The 16740-nt window shown below is 71.3% G+C and carries 18 protein-coding genes; 16 read left to right on the top strand and 2 right to left on the bottom strand.

What is annotated here, in order from left to right; translation table 11 throughout:
• Positions 1–45: 45 nt before the first annotated feature.
• The gene (locus JOD64_RS30255) at positions 46–1137 is read left to right on the top strand and encodes a winged helix DNA-binding domain-containing protein (protein ID WP_204945391.1); all 1092 of its coding nucleotides are present in this window, start codon (positions 46–48) and stop codon (positions 1135–1137) included.
• On the opposite strand, the gene JOD64_RS30250 is transcribed toward JOD64_RS30255, so the two are convergent.
• The gene (locus JOD64_RS30250) at positions 1134–1631 is read right to left on the bottom strand and encodes a hypothetical protein (RefSeq protein WP_204945390.1); all 498 of its coding nucleotides are present in this window, start codon (positions 1629–1631) and stop codon (positions 1134–1136) included. The genes JOD64_RS30255 and JOD64_RS30250 overlap by 4 nt on opposite strands.
• Before the next feature lie 246 nt (positions 1632–1877).
• A complete protein-coding gene (locus tag JOD64_RS30245) occupies positions 1878–2348 on the bottom strand; it encodes a hypothetical protein (protein WP_204945389.1) in 471 nt (156 codons plus the stop codon).
• 282 nt (positions 2349–2630) lie between these two features.
• Here JOD64_RS30245 and JOD64_RS30240 point away from each other — a divergent pair, with 282 nt between their 5' ends.
• The 15 genes from JOD64_RS30240 (at position 2631) to JOD64_RS30170 (ending at position 16733) form a co-directional block, all read left to right on the top strand.
• Positions 2631–3215, top strand: a complete 585-nt coding sequence (locus JOD64_RS30240) for a DUF4396 domain-containing protein (protein WP_204945388.1) — start codon at positions 2631–2633, stop codon at positions 3213–3215.
• 212 nt (positions 3216–3427) lie between these two features.
• On the top strand, positions 3428–3685 hold the full coding sequence (locus JOD64_RS30235) for a hypothetical protein (RefSeq protein ID WP_204945387.1): 258 nt from the start codon (positions 3428–3430) through the stop codon (positions 3683–3685).
• A 463-nt stretch (positions 3686–4148) separates the two neighbouring features.
• Positions 4149–5249, top strand: a complete 1101-nt coding sequence (gene lxmK / locus JOD64_RS30230) for a class V lanthionine synthetase subunit LxmK (protein WP_204945386.1) — start codon at positions 4149–4151, stop codon at positions 5247–5249.
• Positions 5246–6205, top strand: a complete 960-nt coding sequence (locus JOD64_RS30225) for a T3SS effector HopA1 family protein (RefSeq protein WP_204945385.1) — start codon at positions 5246–5248, stop codon at positions 6203–6205. Before lxmK ends, JOD64_RS30225 begins: the two co-directional genes overlap by 4 nt.
• Before the next feature lie 99 nt (positions 6206–6304).
• Entirely contained in the window at positions 6305–6487 is a 183-nt protein-coding gene (locus JOD64_RS30220) for a hypothetical protein (protein ID WP_204945384.1), read from the top strand.
• 68 nt (positions 6488–6555) lie between these two features.
• Positions 6556–6741, top strand: coding sequence for an LxmA leader domain family RiPP (locus JOD64_RS30215; RefSeq protein WP_184186624.1), 186 nt, complete (start codon positions 6556–6558; stop codon positions 6739–6741).
• A gap of 85 nt (positions 6742–6826) precedes the next feature.
• The gene (locus JOD64_RS30210) at positions 6827–7834 is read left to right on the top strand and encodes a methyltransferase (RefSeq protein ID WP_204945383.1); all 1008 of its coding nucleotides are present in this window, start codon (positions 6827–6829) and stop codon (positions 7832–7834) included.
• 22 nt (positions 7835–7856) lie between these two features.
• A complete protein-coding gene (locus JOD64_RS30205; protein ID WP_204945382.1) occupies positions 7857–9635 on the top strand; it encodes an ABC transporter ATP-binding protein in 1779 nt (592 codons plus the stop codon).
• Positions 9635–10597: an LLM class flavin-dependent oxidoreductase gene (locus tag JOD64_RS30200; protein WP_204945381.1), complete on the top strand. Its 963-nt coding sequence runs from the start codon at positions 9635–9637 to the stop codon at positions 10595–10597. The genes JOD64_RS30205 and JOD64_RS30200 overlap by 1 nt, the downstream gene beginning before the upstream one ends.
• Positions 10594–11229, top strand: a complete 636-nt coding sequence (locus tag JOD64_RS30195; protein WP_204945380.1) for a flavoprotein — start codon at positions 10594–10596, stop codon at positions 11227–11229. Before JOD64_RS30200 ends, JOD64_RS30195 begins: the two co-directional genes overlap by 4 nt.
• Positions 11226–12104, top strand: coding sequence for a phosphotransferase family protein (locus tag JOD64_RS30190; protein ID WP_204945379.1), 879 nt, complete (start codon positions 11226–11228; stop codon positions 12102–12104). The genes JOD64_RS30195 and JOD64_RS30190 overlap by 4 nt, the downstream gene beginning before the upstream one ends.
• 9 nt (positions 12105–12113) lie before the next feature.
• The gene (locus JOD64_RS30185; protein ID WP_204945378.1) at positions 12114–14702 is read left to right on the top strand and encodes a M16 family metallopeptidase; all 2589 of its coding nucleotides are present in this window, start codon (positions 12114–12116) and stop codon (positions 14700–14702) included.
• Positions 14703–14748: 46 nt separating this feature from the next.
• Entirely contained in the window at positions 14749–15228 is a 480-nt protein-coding gene (locus JOD64_RS30180) for a hypothetical protein (protein WP_204945377.1), read from the top strand.
• A complete protein-coding gene (locus JOD64_RS30175) occupies positions 15225–15539 on the top strand; it encodes a transcriptional regulator (RefSeq protein WP_204945376.1) in 315 nt (104 codons plus the stop codon). The genes JOD64_RS30180 and JOD64_RS30175 overlap by 4 nt, the downstream gene beginning before the upstream one ends.
• Positions 15540–15578: 39 nt before the next feature.
• Positions 15579–16733, top strand: coding sequence for a nucleotide disphospho-sugar-binding domain-containing protein (locus tag JOD64_RS30170; RefSeq protein WP_204945375.1), 1155 nt, complete (start codon positions 15579–15581; stop codon positions 16731–16733).
• Positions 16734–16740 lie beyond the last annotated feature (7 nt).

The raw sequence follows: 16740 nt of genomic DNA, 5'->3' as shown, positions 1-16740 counted from the left end.
CGCGCCCGCCGATGGCTGCGGGGTGTCGCTGACTAGGGTGCAGGCATGGTTGATCGGCACCAGGTGATGAACTTCCGCGTCCGGGCCCAGCAGCTCGACCGGGATCACGGCACGCTCGCCGACACCGCCGTCCTGGACATCGGGGTGCAGAACACCGGACCGGACGGTGCCCGGTGGGCGCTGGCGGTACGCGGGGTCGATGTGACCGCGTTGTCCGCCACGGATCTGATCCTGCTCTGGACCATCCGTGGCGCCCCCCACCTCTACCGCCGGGCCGACGTCGGGAAAGTGGTGGCCGCGGTCGAGCCCTTCTCCGACGCCGACGCGGGCAAACGCATCTACGACGCCTCCAAGCCGTTGAAGGCGGCCGGCATCGGCAACCTCGCCGCCCTCGACGAGGTGGCTGGCCATTTGCGGACCATCGTGAGCAAGCCGACGGTCAAGGGAGACGCCTCGGGCCGCCTGGCCACGGTGCTGCCCGAGCCATATCTGCGGTCCTGCCGGCCGTGCAACGCCACTCACGTCTACGAGATGCCGTTCCGGTTGGCCACAACGCGGGCCGGGCTGGAGTTGCAGCTCGACACCTCGCCTCCGGTCCTCCAGCGCATCACCGGGTTCAGGAGGACGGCCGCCCCGGGTGACAGATTCGACCTCATCCGCGCGTACCTTCGCCTGCTCGGCCCGGCCACCCCGAAACAGGTGGCCGACTATCTCGACGCCCCGGTCAAGGACGTGAAGGCGCTCTGGCCCGACGACGTGGTCGAGGTGACCGTCGACCGGGAAGTGCGCTCGCTGCTGGCCGCCGACGAGGAGGCGCTGGAGTCGGCCGACGGCCGGTCGACCCGCCTCCTCGGCCCGTTCGACCTGTTCCTCCAGGCCAAGGACCGGGCAACCCTGGTGCCCGACGCCGCCCACGCCAAGGAGCTGTGGCCGGTGCTGGGTCGCCCCGGCGCCGTCCTGGTCGACGGCGAACTGGTCGGCACCTGGCGCCCCCGCAAGGCCGGCAACACGTTCACGGTCGCCGTCCAGCCCTGGCGCAAGCTGCCGGGCCCCACGCGCCGGGCCATCACCGACCAAGCCGAACGCCTCGCCGCGTACCGGGCCGTCTCGCTCACCGGCGTCGACTTCGCCAACTAGTGCGTGACCAGACGGGTGCGGCGGTAGTAGGACCAGCCTGCCAGGGGCAACGCGACCGTCCAGGCCAGGAGCAGCGGCAGACCGATCAGGACACCCGTCGGGGTGAAGATGTCCTGCGCGCTGGCCTCCGACAGGTCGGCTGCGAACTGCCAGGGCAGGGTCGCCGAATAGCCGATCATCAGGGCGGATCCCAACACCGTTGGTGTCAGCGGCAACCACGGTGGCACTCGACGGCCGTGCAGCCACGGCACCCACCGGGGGAAGACCACTCCCCAGTCACTGATGAGTCCGAGCGCCAAGACCCCACCGAGCGCGGCGAGGACGCACAGCAGGCCCAGATAGAACGCGCCGGCCGGTATGCCCAGGACACCGTCGACCGGATGATCGCCGACACCGGGCCCGCGACCGTGGTACCACTCGTCGAACGGCCCGGCGTTGGCGAACATCGGAACACCGAGGATCCATGGAATGTGCAGCGGAATGAACCCCAGCACGGGGGCGATCCACGCCACGTGACCGGCTCGCCGGGCCCACGGCGGTGGTGAGGGCGTAGAGGGTGCCGGAACTGCGCTGACGGTCTCGGTCTGCGGACGTGGTGGTCGAGTCACGGCGGATTCTCCGTATCGGTGGTGAACGTCGGCCCCTGCCCCGATCACGCTGCCCGAACGGCACGACCGGCGAATCCCCGCACCGAGGGAGTCCCCTACCCGTACGCGGGAGGGTCCGTGGGTGACTCAGGCCTAGACGATCGCAAAGAGGCGGTTGGCGGGGTCCACGACGACGGCCAGCAACGCGCCGGGCACGAGGGCCGGGTCGTCCGCGCGGATCGTGTCTGCCTCGAACGTGGCGAATCCGGGCCCGCTGATGCGCAGGCGGAGTTCCAGGCCAGGGTCCTCTCCGCCGAGGTGGTTCGCCACCGCGAGAATCTCCGCCGTCGCGGCGACGCCAGCGGCGGTCAGCCGGCGCGCATCGCGGCGCGAGCGGGCAACCAGCCGCCAACCGAAGACGCCGAACCCGACACCGACGATCGTCGCCAGTACGCCACCGGCGAGGAGGCCCCAGAAATCCGTGGGCGATCGCGATGCGCCCAGCGTCACAGCGGTGGCCAGCAGGACCGGTCCGGGCAGGCAGATCGCCAGGAACATGAGTCGGCTGAGCAGCGCGCCGATCGGACCGACGCGCGCTTCGGCTTCCCGAGGGGCATTCGTCATTCTCGAACCGTAGTGCAGCGGCCGGCGGGAACGCCCAATCTCCCGGTGTGGCCGAGTGTGGCATGAAAGACTGCGAAGTGCCCTCGGCCGTCGACAGCGGCCAGCGAGCCCCCTCCACGTTCCATAGCGGGAGGCGCCGGCGCCCGGCGTGCGGAAGGGGCGGGAATGCACCCAACCTGGCTCGTGGCGCTCTCATGGGTGTCGCTCACGGTCGGAGTCGTCAGCTTTGCGATCGTCGTTGCCGACACCTATCTTCGCGGACACCGTCAGCCGGTCCGGGTCATGGAGCTCGTCTGGCTGGTGACCGTCCTCTACATCGGTCCGGCAGCCGTCCGCCTCTACTGGAACTGGGGTAGGCCCGAGGCATTCTCTCGACGGCGGCAGGAGGGTCAGCCCCGAAGACCCCCGCGGGGCATTCTCGTCACCCACGTGTCCCGTTGCGGTGCCCATTGCGCTCTCGGTTTCATCGTCGCCGAGGTCGCCTTGTACGTCGTCCAAGTCGACCCGGCCCAGGAGACACTGTGGGTCGACTACGCCGGCGACTATCTGACGGCGGTGACGATAGCTGTTCTCTTTCGGTACTTCGGCGGCCCCGGCCGCAGCGTGACGAAGGTCTGGCGCGCACTGTCGACCGTCGTCAAGGTCGAACTGCTGACCATCACCATCTTCGAGTTGGCGCTGTTCGTTTGGCTGACGCTCGCGCATCGCGTGGTCTTTCCGGAACCACCCTTGCTTCCCGACAGCCCGGCGTTCTGGTTCGCGGGTCAGCTAGGGCTGATAGCTGGCTTCATCGCGGCGTTGCCCACCGCTTCCTGGCAGCTCCGACGAGGGCAGAGATTCGAACCGCACCCACTCCCCTCCGACTGAACGGGGCACAGTTGCCGCGCCACGATGGGGCCGGCGGTAGGAGCAGCCCCGGCCGATCGTGGCGTTCAATTCTTCGATCTGGGGTGCCGGGGGTGACCCCCGAAGTCGTAGACCTTGACCATGGCACAGCACCTGCCTGCCGTCGCCTGCGCCGTCCGGCTTCCATCCCGGCGTCCGCGTCCCCCGGCCGCCCTGTCGCAAAAGGAGAACCGATGTCCCCTCTGAACCGTGTCGCCGCGCTCGCCGCGACCGCCGTCGCACTTGCCGCACCGGTCGCACTTGCCGCACCCGTCCCCACTGCCACGCACGGTGGCACCGCCCGGGCGAGTGTGGTGGCGGCCGGCCCGATCTGCCCGGACCATCCTGACGTGCCGCTGCTCGGCTCCTACGTCGGCAGCGAGGGCAACGTCGACGTCTACCGCGTACCGAACCGCTTCGGCTTCACGTTCGTCCGCGTCACCTGCGGCTGACCCCGCAGCACTCCTTCGAGCCCCGGTTGGGCTCCGGTCGTCCGGAGCCCAACCGGGGCTCTGCTGTTCCCGGTTACGACCGGATGTCCACTTGAGAAATTTTGAGTCCGGCCGGTCCCTGCCGGGGACCGCAGCGGTGCACCATTTTCCCGCCCTGAGCTGGGCACACGCGTCCGTACCCGGCCCGGAAAGCCGCATCGGCAGGACGGCCGGCGCGCCGACGTCCGTGCAGATCGGACATACCGACAGCCGGTCGCAGAAACAGTTTTTATATGGCTGCGGATTCGCGTCTTGTCTCGCCTCAGCCCGCCATGGTTATCTTTCATCACACCGCACGGAGCACCACCCGAAAGGGAGCCGAGGGGTAACGGAAAGACAGTTCCGGTGCCACCGGAACCATTCAAGACGAACACGGTCCCCTTAGCTAGTCGTGTCCGTGTGAGAATTGTTGGAGGTGATAAGAGTGGTCACGAAGCAGGTAATGCCGATCAATTTGGATCTGGCTCCCGAGGTCGACCGGCTGCTGCTGGAGCTGGGCGTTGGGCCCTTCGTCCGCGAGACTGTCACCTCGCCGATCGGGCGGAACGACGCGTGGGCCGGTGTTACCGAGAATGGTCGGGACGTCTTCGTCAAACGGCTCACCGGCCGGGCTGGCGACACCCATGGCCGTATGCGCCGCCTGCTCGACTTCGAGAAGTACGCGGCGGACGCCTCTTTCGAGAATGTGCACTGGCCGCAATTCATCGGCAGTGACGAGGAAAACTTCATCGTCGTATTCGAGCGCATCGACGACGCGGTCAACGGCGCGACGCTCATGGTCGACGAAACCTTCACGCTGGAGCACGCGTACCAGGTGGGCCGGGCGATCGGGCACCTGCACTCCACCCCGCCCGCGGCCACCGTCGAGCTCGACGACACGACCCCAGGATTTCCGCCGGTCGGCCTTTTGGAGGGGCTGCCGCTGTCGATGTTCCTGCGCTCCAGCGCCGGTGAGATCGAAGCCTGGCGGCTTCTGCAGAACGACCCCGAGCTGATCGCTGCCGTCCGGCGCCTGCGGGACGCCGAGGAGCGGGCGCCGAAGGTGCCGTCCCACTGCGACCTGCGGGTCGACCAGTTGCTGATCGGACCGGTTGGGCTGTTCCTCACCGACTGGGAGGAGTTCCGGCTCGCCGATCCGGCCCGTGACGTCGGGGCGTTCGCCGGCGAGTGGATCTACCGGTCGGTCCTGGACCTCGTGACCAACCGGGGTGACGACGCCTTCCTGGACACCGAGTTCACCCACGAGCTGGTGCTGCGACGCGGGGTCGACAAGATGCGCCGCCTGCTTCCGCTGGTGCACGAGTTCTGGCGCGCGTACCGCGAGGTTCGACCGGAGGTCGACGACGGCCTGGCGGTCCGCGCGACGGCTTTCGCCGGCTGGCACCTGCTCGACCGTCTGATCGCCGGCGCGTTGTCCTCCGCGCGGCTGTCCGCCATCCAGCGCGCCGCCGCCGGAGTCGGACGTGCCGCCCTGGTCAACCCGGAGAAGTTCGCCACCACCCTCGGCTTCGGAGGAGACCGATGACACTGCAAGCCCAGCCCGTGACGGGGGAACTCTCCCCCGCGGTGCGCGACGCGATCAGGCAGATCCGCGTGTCGGCGGACCGGACCACCGCGGTCGTCGGCGGCCAGGAGGTCAAGGCCGACTATCCCCGGGAGCTGCGTCGGCTGCTCGCGGAGTCGATCTACAACGTGCTGCACTCCGGGCAGCCGGACGGGCAGGTGCCCACCCGGTTGCGGGACGACGCGCTCGAAGAGCGGTTCATCGCCGCGGTTCCACACCGACAGATCGAGGTACGGGCCGTCGCCCGCTCGGCGGTCCAACATGACCCCGCCGGCCGCGCCCGGATCCTGGTCGAGCGCGAGGGCCTGCGGATCTGGGTTCCCGTGGAGGCACTCACCACGACCGGGTCCGCTCCCGGTGAGCCGGTGAAGCTGGGCGTACCACCGTGGCGGGCCGCCCTGTCACCAGGATTCTTCCTGGTCGACGGCTCCCGGCAGCGCGCCAACGACCGGGACTTCCTGCGGATCTACTTCCACCTCCGCGACGCCGAGCACGCCGTCGGCGCGTGGGCCACGATCCTGAACCACCTTGAGGACCGGGAGGTGCCGTACCGGGCGAAGGTGTTGTCAGCGCGCGAGTTGTACCCGCGCCGCGACGCCATCGTCGTCTACCTCACCGACGACTGGGCGCACGTCGCCGACGACCTGGCCCGGGTGGCGCAGGACCTGCCCGGTCTGGAACACGAGACGTCGGCCTTCGTCGACCGGGTGGCGCCGGGGGTCGGGGCGGCCTGGGAACCCAAGGACGCCAAGGCCGGTCGCCAGGGGCTCAGCTTCGGGCAGCACCGCGCCACCGTTCTGTCCGCCGCCCTGGTCGAGGCCGGTGACGACCTGAGGCAGGTCGAGCCCACCGTCGTCGAGCACTTCATCGCGGCACACATCGACCCCAAGAACCCGGCCCGCAACCTGCCGGCCTGACCCGTACCGATGACAGAAGACCTGAGCTCTCTTGCTGGGGGCGTCGACGGGGCGTTCCCAGTCTGGAGCTCAGTGCTTCCCACCACGAAGGAGATCGAAATGCCCACGGACCTCACCAAGAGCGACAACATCGTCGACCTCGTGGCGAGCTACGAGACCTACCTCGGCGACACCGACGAGCTGGACGTCTCGGCCGTCGCGGACGCCCCGGCCACCACCTGGTACTGCGCCAGCGCCGCCGTCAGCTTCCTGACCTCGGTCACCTACGAGGCGACCTGCTGAGCGCACCTCCCGATCCCGTCCGCCGGCGCGGCGGACGTTCCTGAAAACCGATTCACGAAGGAGAGAAAGTGCAGGACAAGGCGAGCAACATCGAAGAGCTGCTGGCTGGCTACGAGACCTACAGCACCGCCGAGGACATCGAGGTTTCGGCTGTCTCGGACGCCCCGGCCACCACCCCGGCCTGCGCCGCCTCGGCGGCCGTCAGCTTCATGGCCAGCCAGATCATCTCGAAGACCGTCGACGACGGCTGCTGAAACACGGCAGGCCCCCGAGCGGTGGGCCGTACGGCCCCGTTCGGCCCACCGCTCGGCCACCCCACCTGACAGCGAGGTACCAACGATGACCGAGATCCCGCCCTTCCAGCAACTGTTGACCATGACCGACCTTCTGGTCCCGGCAGCCGTGCGAGCGGCCGCGACGCTCGGCATCGCGGACCACGTCGCGGCGGGGGCGACCACCGCCGACGAGATCGCCCGCCGGGCGGGATCGGCCCCCGACGTGACCGACATGCTGCTCCGCTACCTGGTGGACATCGAGTTGCTCGACCGCGACGAGAACGGCGGGTACGCCCTCACCGCCCTCGCCGAGCCGCTGCGTTCCGACCACCCGCAGAGCGTGCGCGCGATGTTGCGCAACGACGGGATGTTCGGCAGCAGCGGCCTGTCCCTGCTGCGGCTCGACCACACCGTACGCACCGGACGGCCCGGCTACGTGGCCGAGTTCGGCCGCGACTACTGGGATGCCGTCAACAACGACCCGGCCTTCGTCGCCGAGTGGCGGGAGCAGGGTGAGGCTGCGGACCGGATGGACCTGCACTGGGACGCGGGCATCGTCGTGTCCGGGTACGACTGGGGCGGCGTGCGGAGCTTCGTCGACGTCGGCGGTCACCTGGGCAACCTGACCCTCGCCCTGGTCCGGGCACACGCCCACCTGCGCGGCACGTTGCTGGATCTGAAGAACGTGTCGGCTGAGGCGGGTCGGCGCTTCGCGCGCAGCGAGGTGGCGGACCGGTGCACCGCGGTCGAAGGCAGTTTCCTCGACCCGCTGCCGGAGGGCCACGACGTCTATCTGCTCTCCGCCATCCTCGCGGACTGGTCGGACGACGACGCGATCCTGATCCTCAAGCGTTGCGCCGAGGCGGCCGGGGCGACCGGCAAGGTACTGGTCGCCGACATCGCCATGCCCGTCGGCGGCGCCGGCTCCGAGTTGCGGCTGCGTTCGATGATGCCCGCGCCCACCCGTACCGCCGAGGACATCGAGCGACTGGCCGGAGCCGCGGGTCTCCGGCTCTCCTGGCGCGGACCCGACACGGCGGTCCGGACCCTGCTCGAGTTCGTCGGCCACTGACCGAGTCGAAAGGCAGAATCCCGTGCGTACTTCGCGAACTCCTGTCCTCGCCGGCGAGCGCCAGCCGGACCGCCCACTGCGTCTGCTGCGCGACCTCGTCACGGCGAATCCGCCGACCATGGTGTTGATCGGCCTGCTGGCGCTGGTTTCCACCGCGGGCACCCTGGCCCTGCCGTGGGCCGTCGGCCAACTGATCGCCGCCCTCGGCGAGGGCAGCACCCAGCGATGGACGGTGCTGCTGATCGTCTTCGGGCTCGGCGCGGCGCTGTCCAACGCGCTCGCCACGTTCCTGTTGTCCCGCCTCGGTCAGCAGATGATCTGCCGGTTGCGGGTACGCACGATGGGCCACGTCCTGCGGCTGCCCCTCGCCGACGTACGCCGGGAGGGCAGCGGCAACCTCGTCAGCCGCATCACGGCGGACACCTCCCGGGTCAAGAAGCTGATCGACGTCGGCCCGATCCAGCTGCCCATCGCCGGTCTCACGGCCGTCGGCACGCTGGTGATCATGGGTTTCCTCGACTGGGTGCTGTTGGCGATGACGCTCGCCGCGTTCCTGGTCGCCGCCGCTCTGATCGTGGGCGTGGTGCGGCGCCTGCGGCGCAGTTACGCCGCCGTGCAGGAGACCACCGGGTCCCTCGCCCAGCGCTTCGTCACCGCGGTCGACTCGATCAAGGTGATCAAGGCGTACCGGGCGGAGGCGAGCGTGACCGCGGATCTCGCGGGGCAGGCCGACACGGTCGCCCGCCGGGAGATCGACGCCGCGCGGATGGAGGCGTTGATGACCCCCGTGGTCAACCTGGGGCAGCAGATCGCCCTGGTCGCGGTCGTCAGTGGCGGTGGCGCCCGGGTCGTGGCGGGCGGGCTCAGCCTCGCCGACTTCGTCGCGTTCCTGCTCTACCTGCTCCAGCTCACCGGCCCGTTCATGATGATCGCGGCTGGTGTCACGGCACTGAAGATGGGCGCCGTGGCCCGCGACCGCTTCACCGGCCTGTTCGCGATGCCGCAGGAGGCCGGTCCGGACGAGGCGCTGCCGGCGCCGCAGAGCCCGGCGGCGTCCGCGCCGGCGGTGCGGTTCGACAACGTCGGGTTCCGCTACGGCACGGAGCCGATCCTGCGTGACGTGTCGTTCGAGGTGCCGGCGCGGGGCCTCACCGCCGTGGTGGGTCTCTCCGGCGCCGGCAAGACGACCGCGATGGAGCTGATCCAGCGCTTCGCCGACGTCACCGACGGCAGCATCCGCGTGTTCGGCAACGACGTCCGGCAGTGGTCGCTCGACGAGCTGCGCGGCCGGATCGCCTTCGTCGACCAGGGTTCCAGCTCGGTGCAGGACACCGTGCGTCGCAACCTGACCCTGGGCCGCGGCGACAGCGCGTACTCCGACGGGGACCTGATGTCGGCGCTGCACCGGGTCGGCCTGGCCGACGACATCCGACGTCTGCCCGACGGGCTGGACACGGTGCTCGCCGGTGGTGTGGACCTCTCCGGCGGCCAGCGGCAGCGCCTCGCCATCGCCCGCGCCCTGCTCAGCGAGGCGCCACTCGTGCTCCTCGACGAACCGTCGTCGCATCTGGACAGCATCAACGAGCAGCGACTCCGGGACCTGATCGACGAGATCGCCGCGACCCGGGCGGTGGTCGTGGTCGCGCACCGCATCTCCACGATCCGCCACGCCGACCACGTCGTGGTCATGCAGGCCGGAGCGGTGATCGGTCAGGGGTCGCACGACAACCTGGTGCAGACCTGCCCTGACTACACCGACCTGGTCCGGGGGCAGTTGCTCGTCGGGACGGGAGTGAACTGATGACCGCGTACTCGATCATGATGCCGTTCGCGCCGCAGCGTCCCGAACAGCTCCTGCCGTTCGCCGCGCTCACCCAGTGGTCGGCGTCCTGTCTCTGGCAGGGCCAGGGCAACGTCGGCGACACCCACGTCAGCTTCGCCCACGCCGCGGCCAGCGGTTTCCGGGTGCCGATGGGCACCTCGGTCAACCTGATGCCGTTCCTGCACCCGTACGACGCCGCCCTGCGGGCGCAGACCCTGGCGGCCACCACCGGTCACCGGTTCGTGGCCGGTTTCGGACCCGGCGCGGCGGCCCTGCAACGAGGGGTGCTGGGCGCGCCGTACCGCAGCCAGCTCGGCGCGGTACGCGAGTACGCGACAATCGTGCGGTCGCTGTTGGAGCGCGGCGAGGTGCACCTCGAAGGGGAGTACTTCCACTGCGGGATGCAGCTGGCCCGCTACCCCCGTCCGGTCGTGGAGATCGGCCTGGGCGTGCTGCGGCCACGGATGGCGGAGCTGGCCGGAGAGGTCGCCGACGTGGCGATCACCTGGCTCACGCCCGCCGCGTACCTGCGCGACACCGTGCTCCCGGCGCTACGCCGGGGGGCCGAACGGGCCGGACGACCCACGCCACGGCTGGTCGCCGTCGTGCCGATGGCGCTGCGCCAGGCCGACCGTGACCCCGTCGCTTTGGCGCTGGCCAGCAACTCCGGGCACATGCGTCTGCCGCACTACCGCGACATGTTGCAGCGGTCGGGGATCTCCGTGGACGTGGCCGCGGACGCGCAAGCCAGCGGCCGGGCCCTGATCGACGGGGGTGCCTTCCTCTACGGCGACCCGGCCGAGCTGGCGCTGGGCATCAAGGAGTTCGTCGCGGCGGGCGTCGACGAGGTCGTGCTGAACATGTCCGGTGTGTGCGCCACGTACGGTTCGCGGCGGACCCTCGGCGAGCTGGAGACCGTCCTCGGGGAGACGGCACCATGAGTGCCCCGCCCCCGCCGGAGTTCCTCCAGGCGCCGGAGCTGCACCTGCGACGGCTGCTGCTCGTGGTCACCGGCTCGGCCTCGGCCAGCAACGTGCCCAACTGGTTGAACTGGCTCCGCGACACGTACGCCGACCTCGACGTCGCCGTGGTGGCGACCCGCAGTGCCCTGCGCTTCGTCACCCGCGACGCGCTCGCCCTGCGGACCGATCACCCGGTGGTCGTCGACGCGTGGGAGGACTGCACGCGGGCCCGGCACGTCGAGCATGCCGAGTGGGCCGACGCCGTCCTGGTGTACCCGGCGACCTTCCACTTCGTGGCCCGGTTCGCTCTGGGTCTCGCGGATTCCCCGGCCCTGTTGACGCTGCACTGCACCAGCGCGGCCATCGGCCTGGCGCCGGCGCTGCCGCCGGGCGGGCTGGACAGCCCGGCGTTCCAACGACACTGGGCGACGCTGGCGCAGCAGCGCAACGTCGCCCTCGTACCACCGATGCCCGCGCGCAGCCTCACCACGGGCCGCGACGACGGTTGGGTGTGCCCCCCGCTGCCGGAGGCCCTGCGCCGGCTCGAGGAGCGTCGCCTGGGCCTGCTCGGTGGTGTCGAGGCGGTTCTGGCTGGTGGGGCAGCGGCATGACGGTGGCGACGATTGCACCGGCGGGGCGCGACTTCGGCACCGAGCTGCTGCGCACCACGGTCCGACCACTGCCGGTCGGCGGTTACCAGTGGCGACGCAGCATCGGCACGCTGGCGCCGACACCGTTCGTCCCGGCGGTCGACGACGTCGTCGTGGCGCTGCCCGCACCGGGTCCGGTGCGCTGGGTGGCCGGTGTGCCCGACGGCGACGCGCGGACGTACCACGTGCGCGGCGACCACGCGGTGGCCGGGCGACTGCTCCGCGACGGCCCGGACGACGCTCTCGTGCCGATCCTGCACGGGCTCGGCAGGGCCCTGCGTCACCTGCATGACCAACCCGTACCGGCGGGGGTCGGCACGAGCCGCCCGCGCGGGTTCACCCGGCTCACCACCTGGCTGGACGGGCGGTCGCCGCAGCCGAGGACGGCGTACGCCGAGTCTCTCCTGCTCCCCCGGCTCGGCGTCGACGCCCTGCGACGGATCCGGGCGTACACCGAGCGGATCGCGACCGCGCCGGCCGTGTTGTGTCACGGCGCACCCGGTCTCGGCTCGCTGGTGCCCGCCGAGGCGGATCCCACCGAGGCGGACGCGCTGATCGGTGAGGACCTCTGCGCCGCCCCGTGGGAGTACGACCTCGGTTGGGTGCTGGGCGAGCTGGTCGAGCTCCAGTGGTATCGCGGTGGTGACCGCCCGGCCTGGCAGCGGCTGATCACCGCGCTGCTCGACGGGTACGGGCGCGACCTAGTTGACCGGTGGCAGGAGTGGGTCGCCTTCCGGGTGTTGCTGCACATCCACGACTACACGGCCTATGTCGGCTGGGAGTCGGACGTCTTCGCCAGGTACACGGGTTTCGCCCGGTACCTGCTGTCCTCCTGAGGAAGAATCATGACCGTCCCGCCCGGGTCCTCGAACCTCCGTCGACTGCACCGTCGCAGACTGTCGAACGGGCTGCGGGTGGTGCTGCTCCCCCACTGGCCGACGCCGCGTTGCGCCGTGAGCGTGCATCACGCCACCGGGTTCCGGTCGGAGCTGCCCGGTCAGGAGGGGCTCGCCCACCTGGTGGAGCACCTGATGTTCCGGGGCAGTGAGAGTCTGCCCTCGGGAAGCTTCTACGACGACCTGCACCCGCTCGGTGGCACGGCGAACGGCACCACGCACGCCGACTACACCGACTACTACCAGGTGCTCCCGGCCGAGGCCCTGGAGCAGGCGTTGTTCCGTGAGGCGGATCGGCTGCGCGCACCGGCGTTCACCGACGGGGAGTTGGCGACCCAGCTCGTCGAGGTGGGCCGGGAGATCCAGGTGATGCGCGACAGCCGGTTGTACGGCAACCTGCCGTGGCCAGGGCTGCCGGCGGTCATGTTCGGCTCGTTCGCCAACGCCCACGACGGGTACGGCGAGGTGAGCCGGCTGGCCGACCTGACGGTGGACGACTGCGCCGCGTTCTTCGACGCCCACTACGTGCCGTCGGGCGCGGTGCTGACGATCGTCACGCCGCACGCCCCGGATCAGGTGTGGCCGCTCGTCGAGCGGCACTTCGGTGTGGTGCCGGCCCGGGCCGGTGTCGCGTCCCGCGACGTAGCCGAGCCGCCGCCGGGCGAGCACCGGGTGGCCGAGCAGTCGGTCGAGGGGGCGACGCGGACGGCGGTGGCGTTGGGCTACCGGCTACCGGATCCGCACCTGGCCCTGACCGACTACGTCGCGCACATGGTGCTGGCCCGGCTCACCAGCCGTTGGCGATCGGAGCGGGCCGCCGTACGCACCAGCGCCGGGTGCGGGTTCTTCGGGCCGCTGGACACGTTGGCGCCGGACGCCTTCGTGGTCACCTCCGTGCTCCCGGGCGACCTCACCCCGGACGATTTCGTCGCGGACCTGTTGGCCGAGTGGGGGCGGCTGGATGATTCCACCCTCGACCGGGGCCGGGTGCGTCGGGCGGCGCAGGAGTTGTCCGGTGAGCACCGCCGTCAGCATGCGGGGCTCGTGGACCGTTGCCGCGCCCTGGGCCGTTTCGAGCTGCTGTTCGGCCGGGCCGAGCTGGTCTATGAGCTGCCCCGACTGATCAGCGACACGTCCGCCGGGCAGGTGGCGCGGGCCGCGCACACCCTGGCCGGGGAACCCCGCGCCCTGCTCGTGGCGGGTCCTCCAGTCACCACGCGGACGCCGCCCGCACCGGCGCCCCGGCCGGTCGCGGTGCCGCCGGCGCCCAGCGGCGGCCCGCTGCGCAGCGCCGCGGAGTTGGGTGTCACCGCTGCCGGCCCGCTGGTGCCGCCGGCGCTGGGTGAGCCGGTGCCGCCGGCGCTCGGCGGGGCGCGCGAGGTGTGCCTGGACAACGGGCTGCGGGTGGTCGCGGTGCCGGATCACCGGGGAGAGCTGGCGGAGATCCGGCTGCGGGTGCCGCTGGGCCCGTACGGCTGGGGGTTTCCCGACCGGGTCGACTTCCTGTTGCGGGCCCTGAGCGCGCAGGCCGACGCGGCGGGCCGGGCCGCGACGCTCGGTGGTGGCCTGCACCTGTCCCAGGACGGGCAGTGGGCGGACCTGAGTGGCTGGGTGCCGGTCACGCGCCTGGCCGCGCTGATGTCCGTGGTGAGAGATGTCCTGAACCCCGGTCCGCTGCCCGCGTGGCGGCCGTTGCCGGTACGTCGCAGCGTGCCGCCCTCGCCGCAGCAGCGGATGGATGAGGCGCTGCGCCGACGCTGGGCGGGGGCCGAGGCGTCGGCGGCCCCACCGACCGAGATGACCGTCCTGCATCGTCACGTGTTCCGTCCGGCCGGGGCCACGCTGGTCGTGGTCGCCCCGGCGGATGCCGTGACCGTGCTGGCCAACGTGGCGGCACCGCTCGTGGATTGGGTCGGGGACGCCGCGACGCCGGTGGCCCCCGACCTGCGCGGCGAGCCGGAGCTGCTCGTGCTGCGGGAGCCCGGTGGGGACGTCGCGCATCTGAGTCTCAGCGGACGGGAGCCGGACGAGGGGTCGCCGGAGGCGGCCCGCTACCTGACGACGGCGTTGCTGGGCGGGTACACCGAGGCCCGGTTGGTGGCCCGGTGCCGACGGCTGGGCCGCGCCGACCACGTGCTGCTCGCGCGGCGCGACGTGCTGGCCGGGCACCGGCGGGCGTCGGTGCGGCTGGCCGTTCCGCGCGAGGCGCTCGGGCAGGCGGTGGCGGACGTACGGGCCGAGGTGGGTGCCCTGATCGCCGAGCCGCCGCCGGTCGAGGAGGTGGAGGCGGTCCGCCGGTACTGCTCCGCGCAACTGTTGTCGGCCTTCGACTCGCCGGCGGCGCTGGCGGACGCGCTGCGGCACACCACCGCGGCGGGACGTGGGCTGCACTGGCTGGTGCGGCGGCCGGAGCTGCTGCGGGCGCCTCGGCCGGAGGATCTCAGCGCGGCGGCGCACGACCTGTTCGGCGCGCTGTGGCACGTCGTGGTGCTCGGCGCGGTGCCGGCCGATCTGACCCCGGCCGACCTGACCGGGTAGCGCGAAATCGTCGACTTTCCATTACAGAAAGGGTAGAGTTTCCATCATGGAAAGAGAACATGTGGACATGAATCGGATCACCCCCGACGAGGCACGCCAGGCACTGGCCGACGTCGACGAGGGACGCGAGCAGGTGGCCCGCCGGGCCGTGGCGCCCTGGTGGTACCACGTCGGCATCGGCGCCTCACTGCTCTTCGCCTTCGCCTCGGTGTCGATCGGCTGGGACTGGATCCCCTTCGGCGTCGTCGGCGGCCTGTTCCTCGGCCCCTACCTGGTCACCCTGGCGGCCAAGCACTTCACCGGGGTCTCCCTGGACCGGTTCCAGGCCACGCCCGGTGCACGCCGGATCAGCCTGGTCATCGGGATCCTCGTGCCCGCGCTGATCCTGGTCGGGCTCGTCCTCGAGTGGGGTCTCGACCTGCGCGGCGCGATGGCCGCCGTGGGGGTCCTGGTCATGGTGCTGGTGATCGTCCTGGGCCGCCGACTCGACGCGGTACTCACCCGGGAGCTTGGCCGGCCGGCATGAGATCAGGGCTCGACGAGACCATCCACCCGATCAACCGGCTCCAGATCTGTGCCCAGCTCAGCGGCGTCGAATCGCTGTCGTTCGCGGCCATCCGCGACGGGCTCGGGGTCAGCGACTCGGTGCTGAGCAAGCAGCTCAAGGTCCTCCAGGAAGCGGGGTACGTGACGCTGCGCAAGGAGCCATTCAATTCTCGAATCCACGCTTGGGTGGCCCTGACCCCGCTCGGTAGAACTGTCTACACCGCACACATGGCCGCGCTTCGGGAGATCGCCGAAGGGCATGCCGCTCACCCACCGACCGGCCCGCACTGACTCGCGCGGCCGGAGACACCCGGAACGGAGGAACGACCTGTGACGCCAGCCGGCCCGCCGAAGAGAACGCACGTCGCGTTCATGTCCGTGCCGCTGCACGGTCACGTGAACCCGATGCTGGGCGTGGCCGCCGAGCTGGTCGGCCGGGGCCACCGCGTCACGTTCGCCACCGGTGCGGGCTTCGCACCGCTGATCGCGGAGACGGGCGCCACGCCCGTGCCGTACACCTCGACCTTCCCCTCCGCCGGCCGTCCTGGCAGCGGCTGGCTTCCGGCCGACGACGACGGGCGCCGCGCCGCACTGGCCTTCGACCGGGAGCGCGCCGCCGCCCTGCCCCAGCTGGCATCGGCGTACGCCGACGACCGACCCGACCTGGTCGTGTACGACACGGTCACCGCGTACGCCCCGGTGCTGGCGGCCCGGTGGGGGGTGCCCGAGGTGCAGTTCTCCCCCACCCACGTGTTCCCCCGGGGCAGCGAGGAGCGGATCGGCTCGCCGGTGCGCCTCGCCCCCGAGACCCGCCCCTGCGTGGTGGCTCTCCCCCGGTCGCTTCAGGTCGCCGCCGACGCGGTGGGCGGCGAGCACCACTTCGTCGGCCCGATCCCCTGGCGGCGCGTCGCCGACGGCGACTGGACGGGCCCGGCGGGCCGCCCGGTGGCCCTGATCTCCCTCGGCACCACCTACAACCGGGCGCCGGGGGTCTTCACCGCGTGCGCCGAGGCGTTCGTCGGCGGCGGCTGGCACGTGGTGGTCGCCACCGGGGCAGCCGTGGACCCGGCGGCGCTGGGCACCCTGCCGTCCGACGTGGAGGTGCACCGCTGGGTGCCCCAGGTGCGCGTCCTCGAACAGGCCGCCGTCTTCGTCACCGCGGGTGGCACCGGCAGCGTCCTGGAGGGGCTGACGCACGGCGTACCGCTGGTGGTGGTGCCGCAGGGGGTCGAACAGTTCGTCACCGCCGCCCGCGTCGACGCCCTCGGTCTGGGCCGGATGATCCGGCCCCCGGACGTCACCGCGCAGGCGGTACGCGCGGCCGTCGAGGACGTCACGACCAGCGCGCGGGTGTCCGCCGCGTTGGCCGCGATGCGCGACGAGATCGCCGCCTCGGGCGGCGCCCGCGCGGCCGGCGACGTCATCGAGGCACACCTGCGGGGAGCCGGCACGCCCCCGCGACGGCAGGAAGGAGTTGTGGCATGACGACCAG

The sequence above is a fragment of the Micromonospora luteifusca genome, assembly GCF_016907275.1.
GTDB classification, from domain to species: domain Bacteria; phylum Actinomycetota; class Actinomycetes; order Mycobacteriales; family Micromonosporaceae; genus Micromonospora; species Micromonospora luteifusca.
Note: the sequence above shows the minus strand (reverse complement) of the source record. Positions and strands in the feature narration are given on the sequence as shown.

Bases quoted from the DNA above. Each gene is read 5' to 3' on its own strand.
- JOD64_RS30195 (WP_204945380.1), top strand. From the start codon at position 10,594: ATGAGTGCCCCGCCCCCGCCGGAGTTCCTCCAGGCGCCGGAGCTGCAC.
- JOD64_RS30225 (WP_204945385.1), top strand. From the start codon at position 5,246: ATGACACTGCAAGCCCAGCCCGTGACGGGGGAACTCTCCCCCGCGGTG.
- JOD64_RS30190 (WP_204945379.1), top strand. From the start codon at position 11,226: ATGACGGTGGCGACGATTGCACCGGCGGGGCGCGACTTCGGCACCGAG.
- JOD64_RS30210 (WP_204945383.1), top strand. From the start codon at position 6,827: ATGACCGAGATCCCGCCCTTCCAGCAACTGTTGACCATGACCGACCTT.
- JOD64_RS30180 (WP_204945377.1), top strand. From the start codon at position 14,749: ATGGAAAGAGAACATGTGGACATGAATCGGATCACCCCCGACGAGGCA.
- JOD64_RS30255 (WP_204945391.1), top strand. From the start codon at position 46: ATGGTTGATCGGCACCAGGTGATGAACTTCCGCGTCCGGGCCCAGCAG.
- JOD64_RS30200 (WP_204945381.1), top strand. From the start codon at position 9,635: ATGACCGCGTACTCGATCATGATGCCGTTCGCGCCGCAGCGTCCCGAA.
- JOD64_RS30245 (WP_204945389.1), bottom strand. From the start codon at position 2,348: ATGACGAATGCCCCTCGGGAAGCCGAAGCGCGCGTCGGTCCGATCGGC.
- JOD64_RS30240 (WP_204945388.1), top strand. From the start codon at position 2,631: ATGGAGCTCGTCTGGCTGGTGACCGTCCTCTACATCGGTCCGGCAGCC.
- JOD64_RS30235 (WP_204945387.1), top strand. From the start codon at position 3,428: ATGTCCCCTCTGAACCGTGTCGCCGCGCTCGCCGCGACCGCCGTCGCA.
- JOD64_RS30220 (WP_204945384.1), top strand. From the start codon at position 6,305: ATGCCCACGGACCTCACCAAGAGCGACAACATCGTCGACCTCGTGGCG.
- JOD64_RS30185 (WP_204945378.1), top strand. From the start codon at position 12,114: ATGACCGTCCCGCCCGGGTCCTCGAACCTCCGTCGACTGCACCGTCGC.
- JOD64_RS30175 (WP_204945376.1), top strand. From the start codon at position 15,225: ATGAGATCAGGGCTCGACGAGACCATCCACCCGATCAACCGGCTCCAG.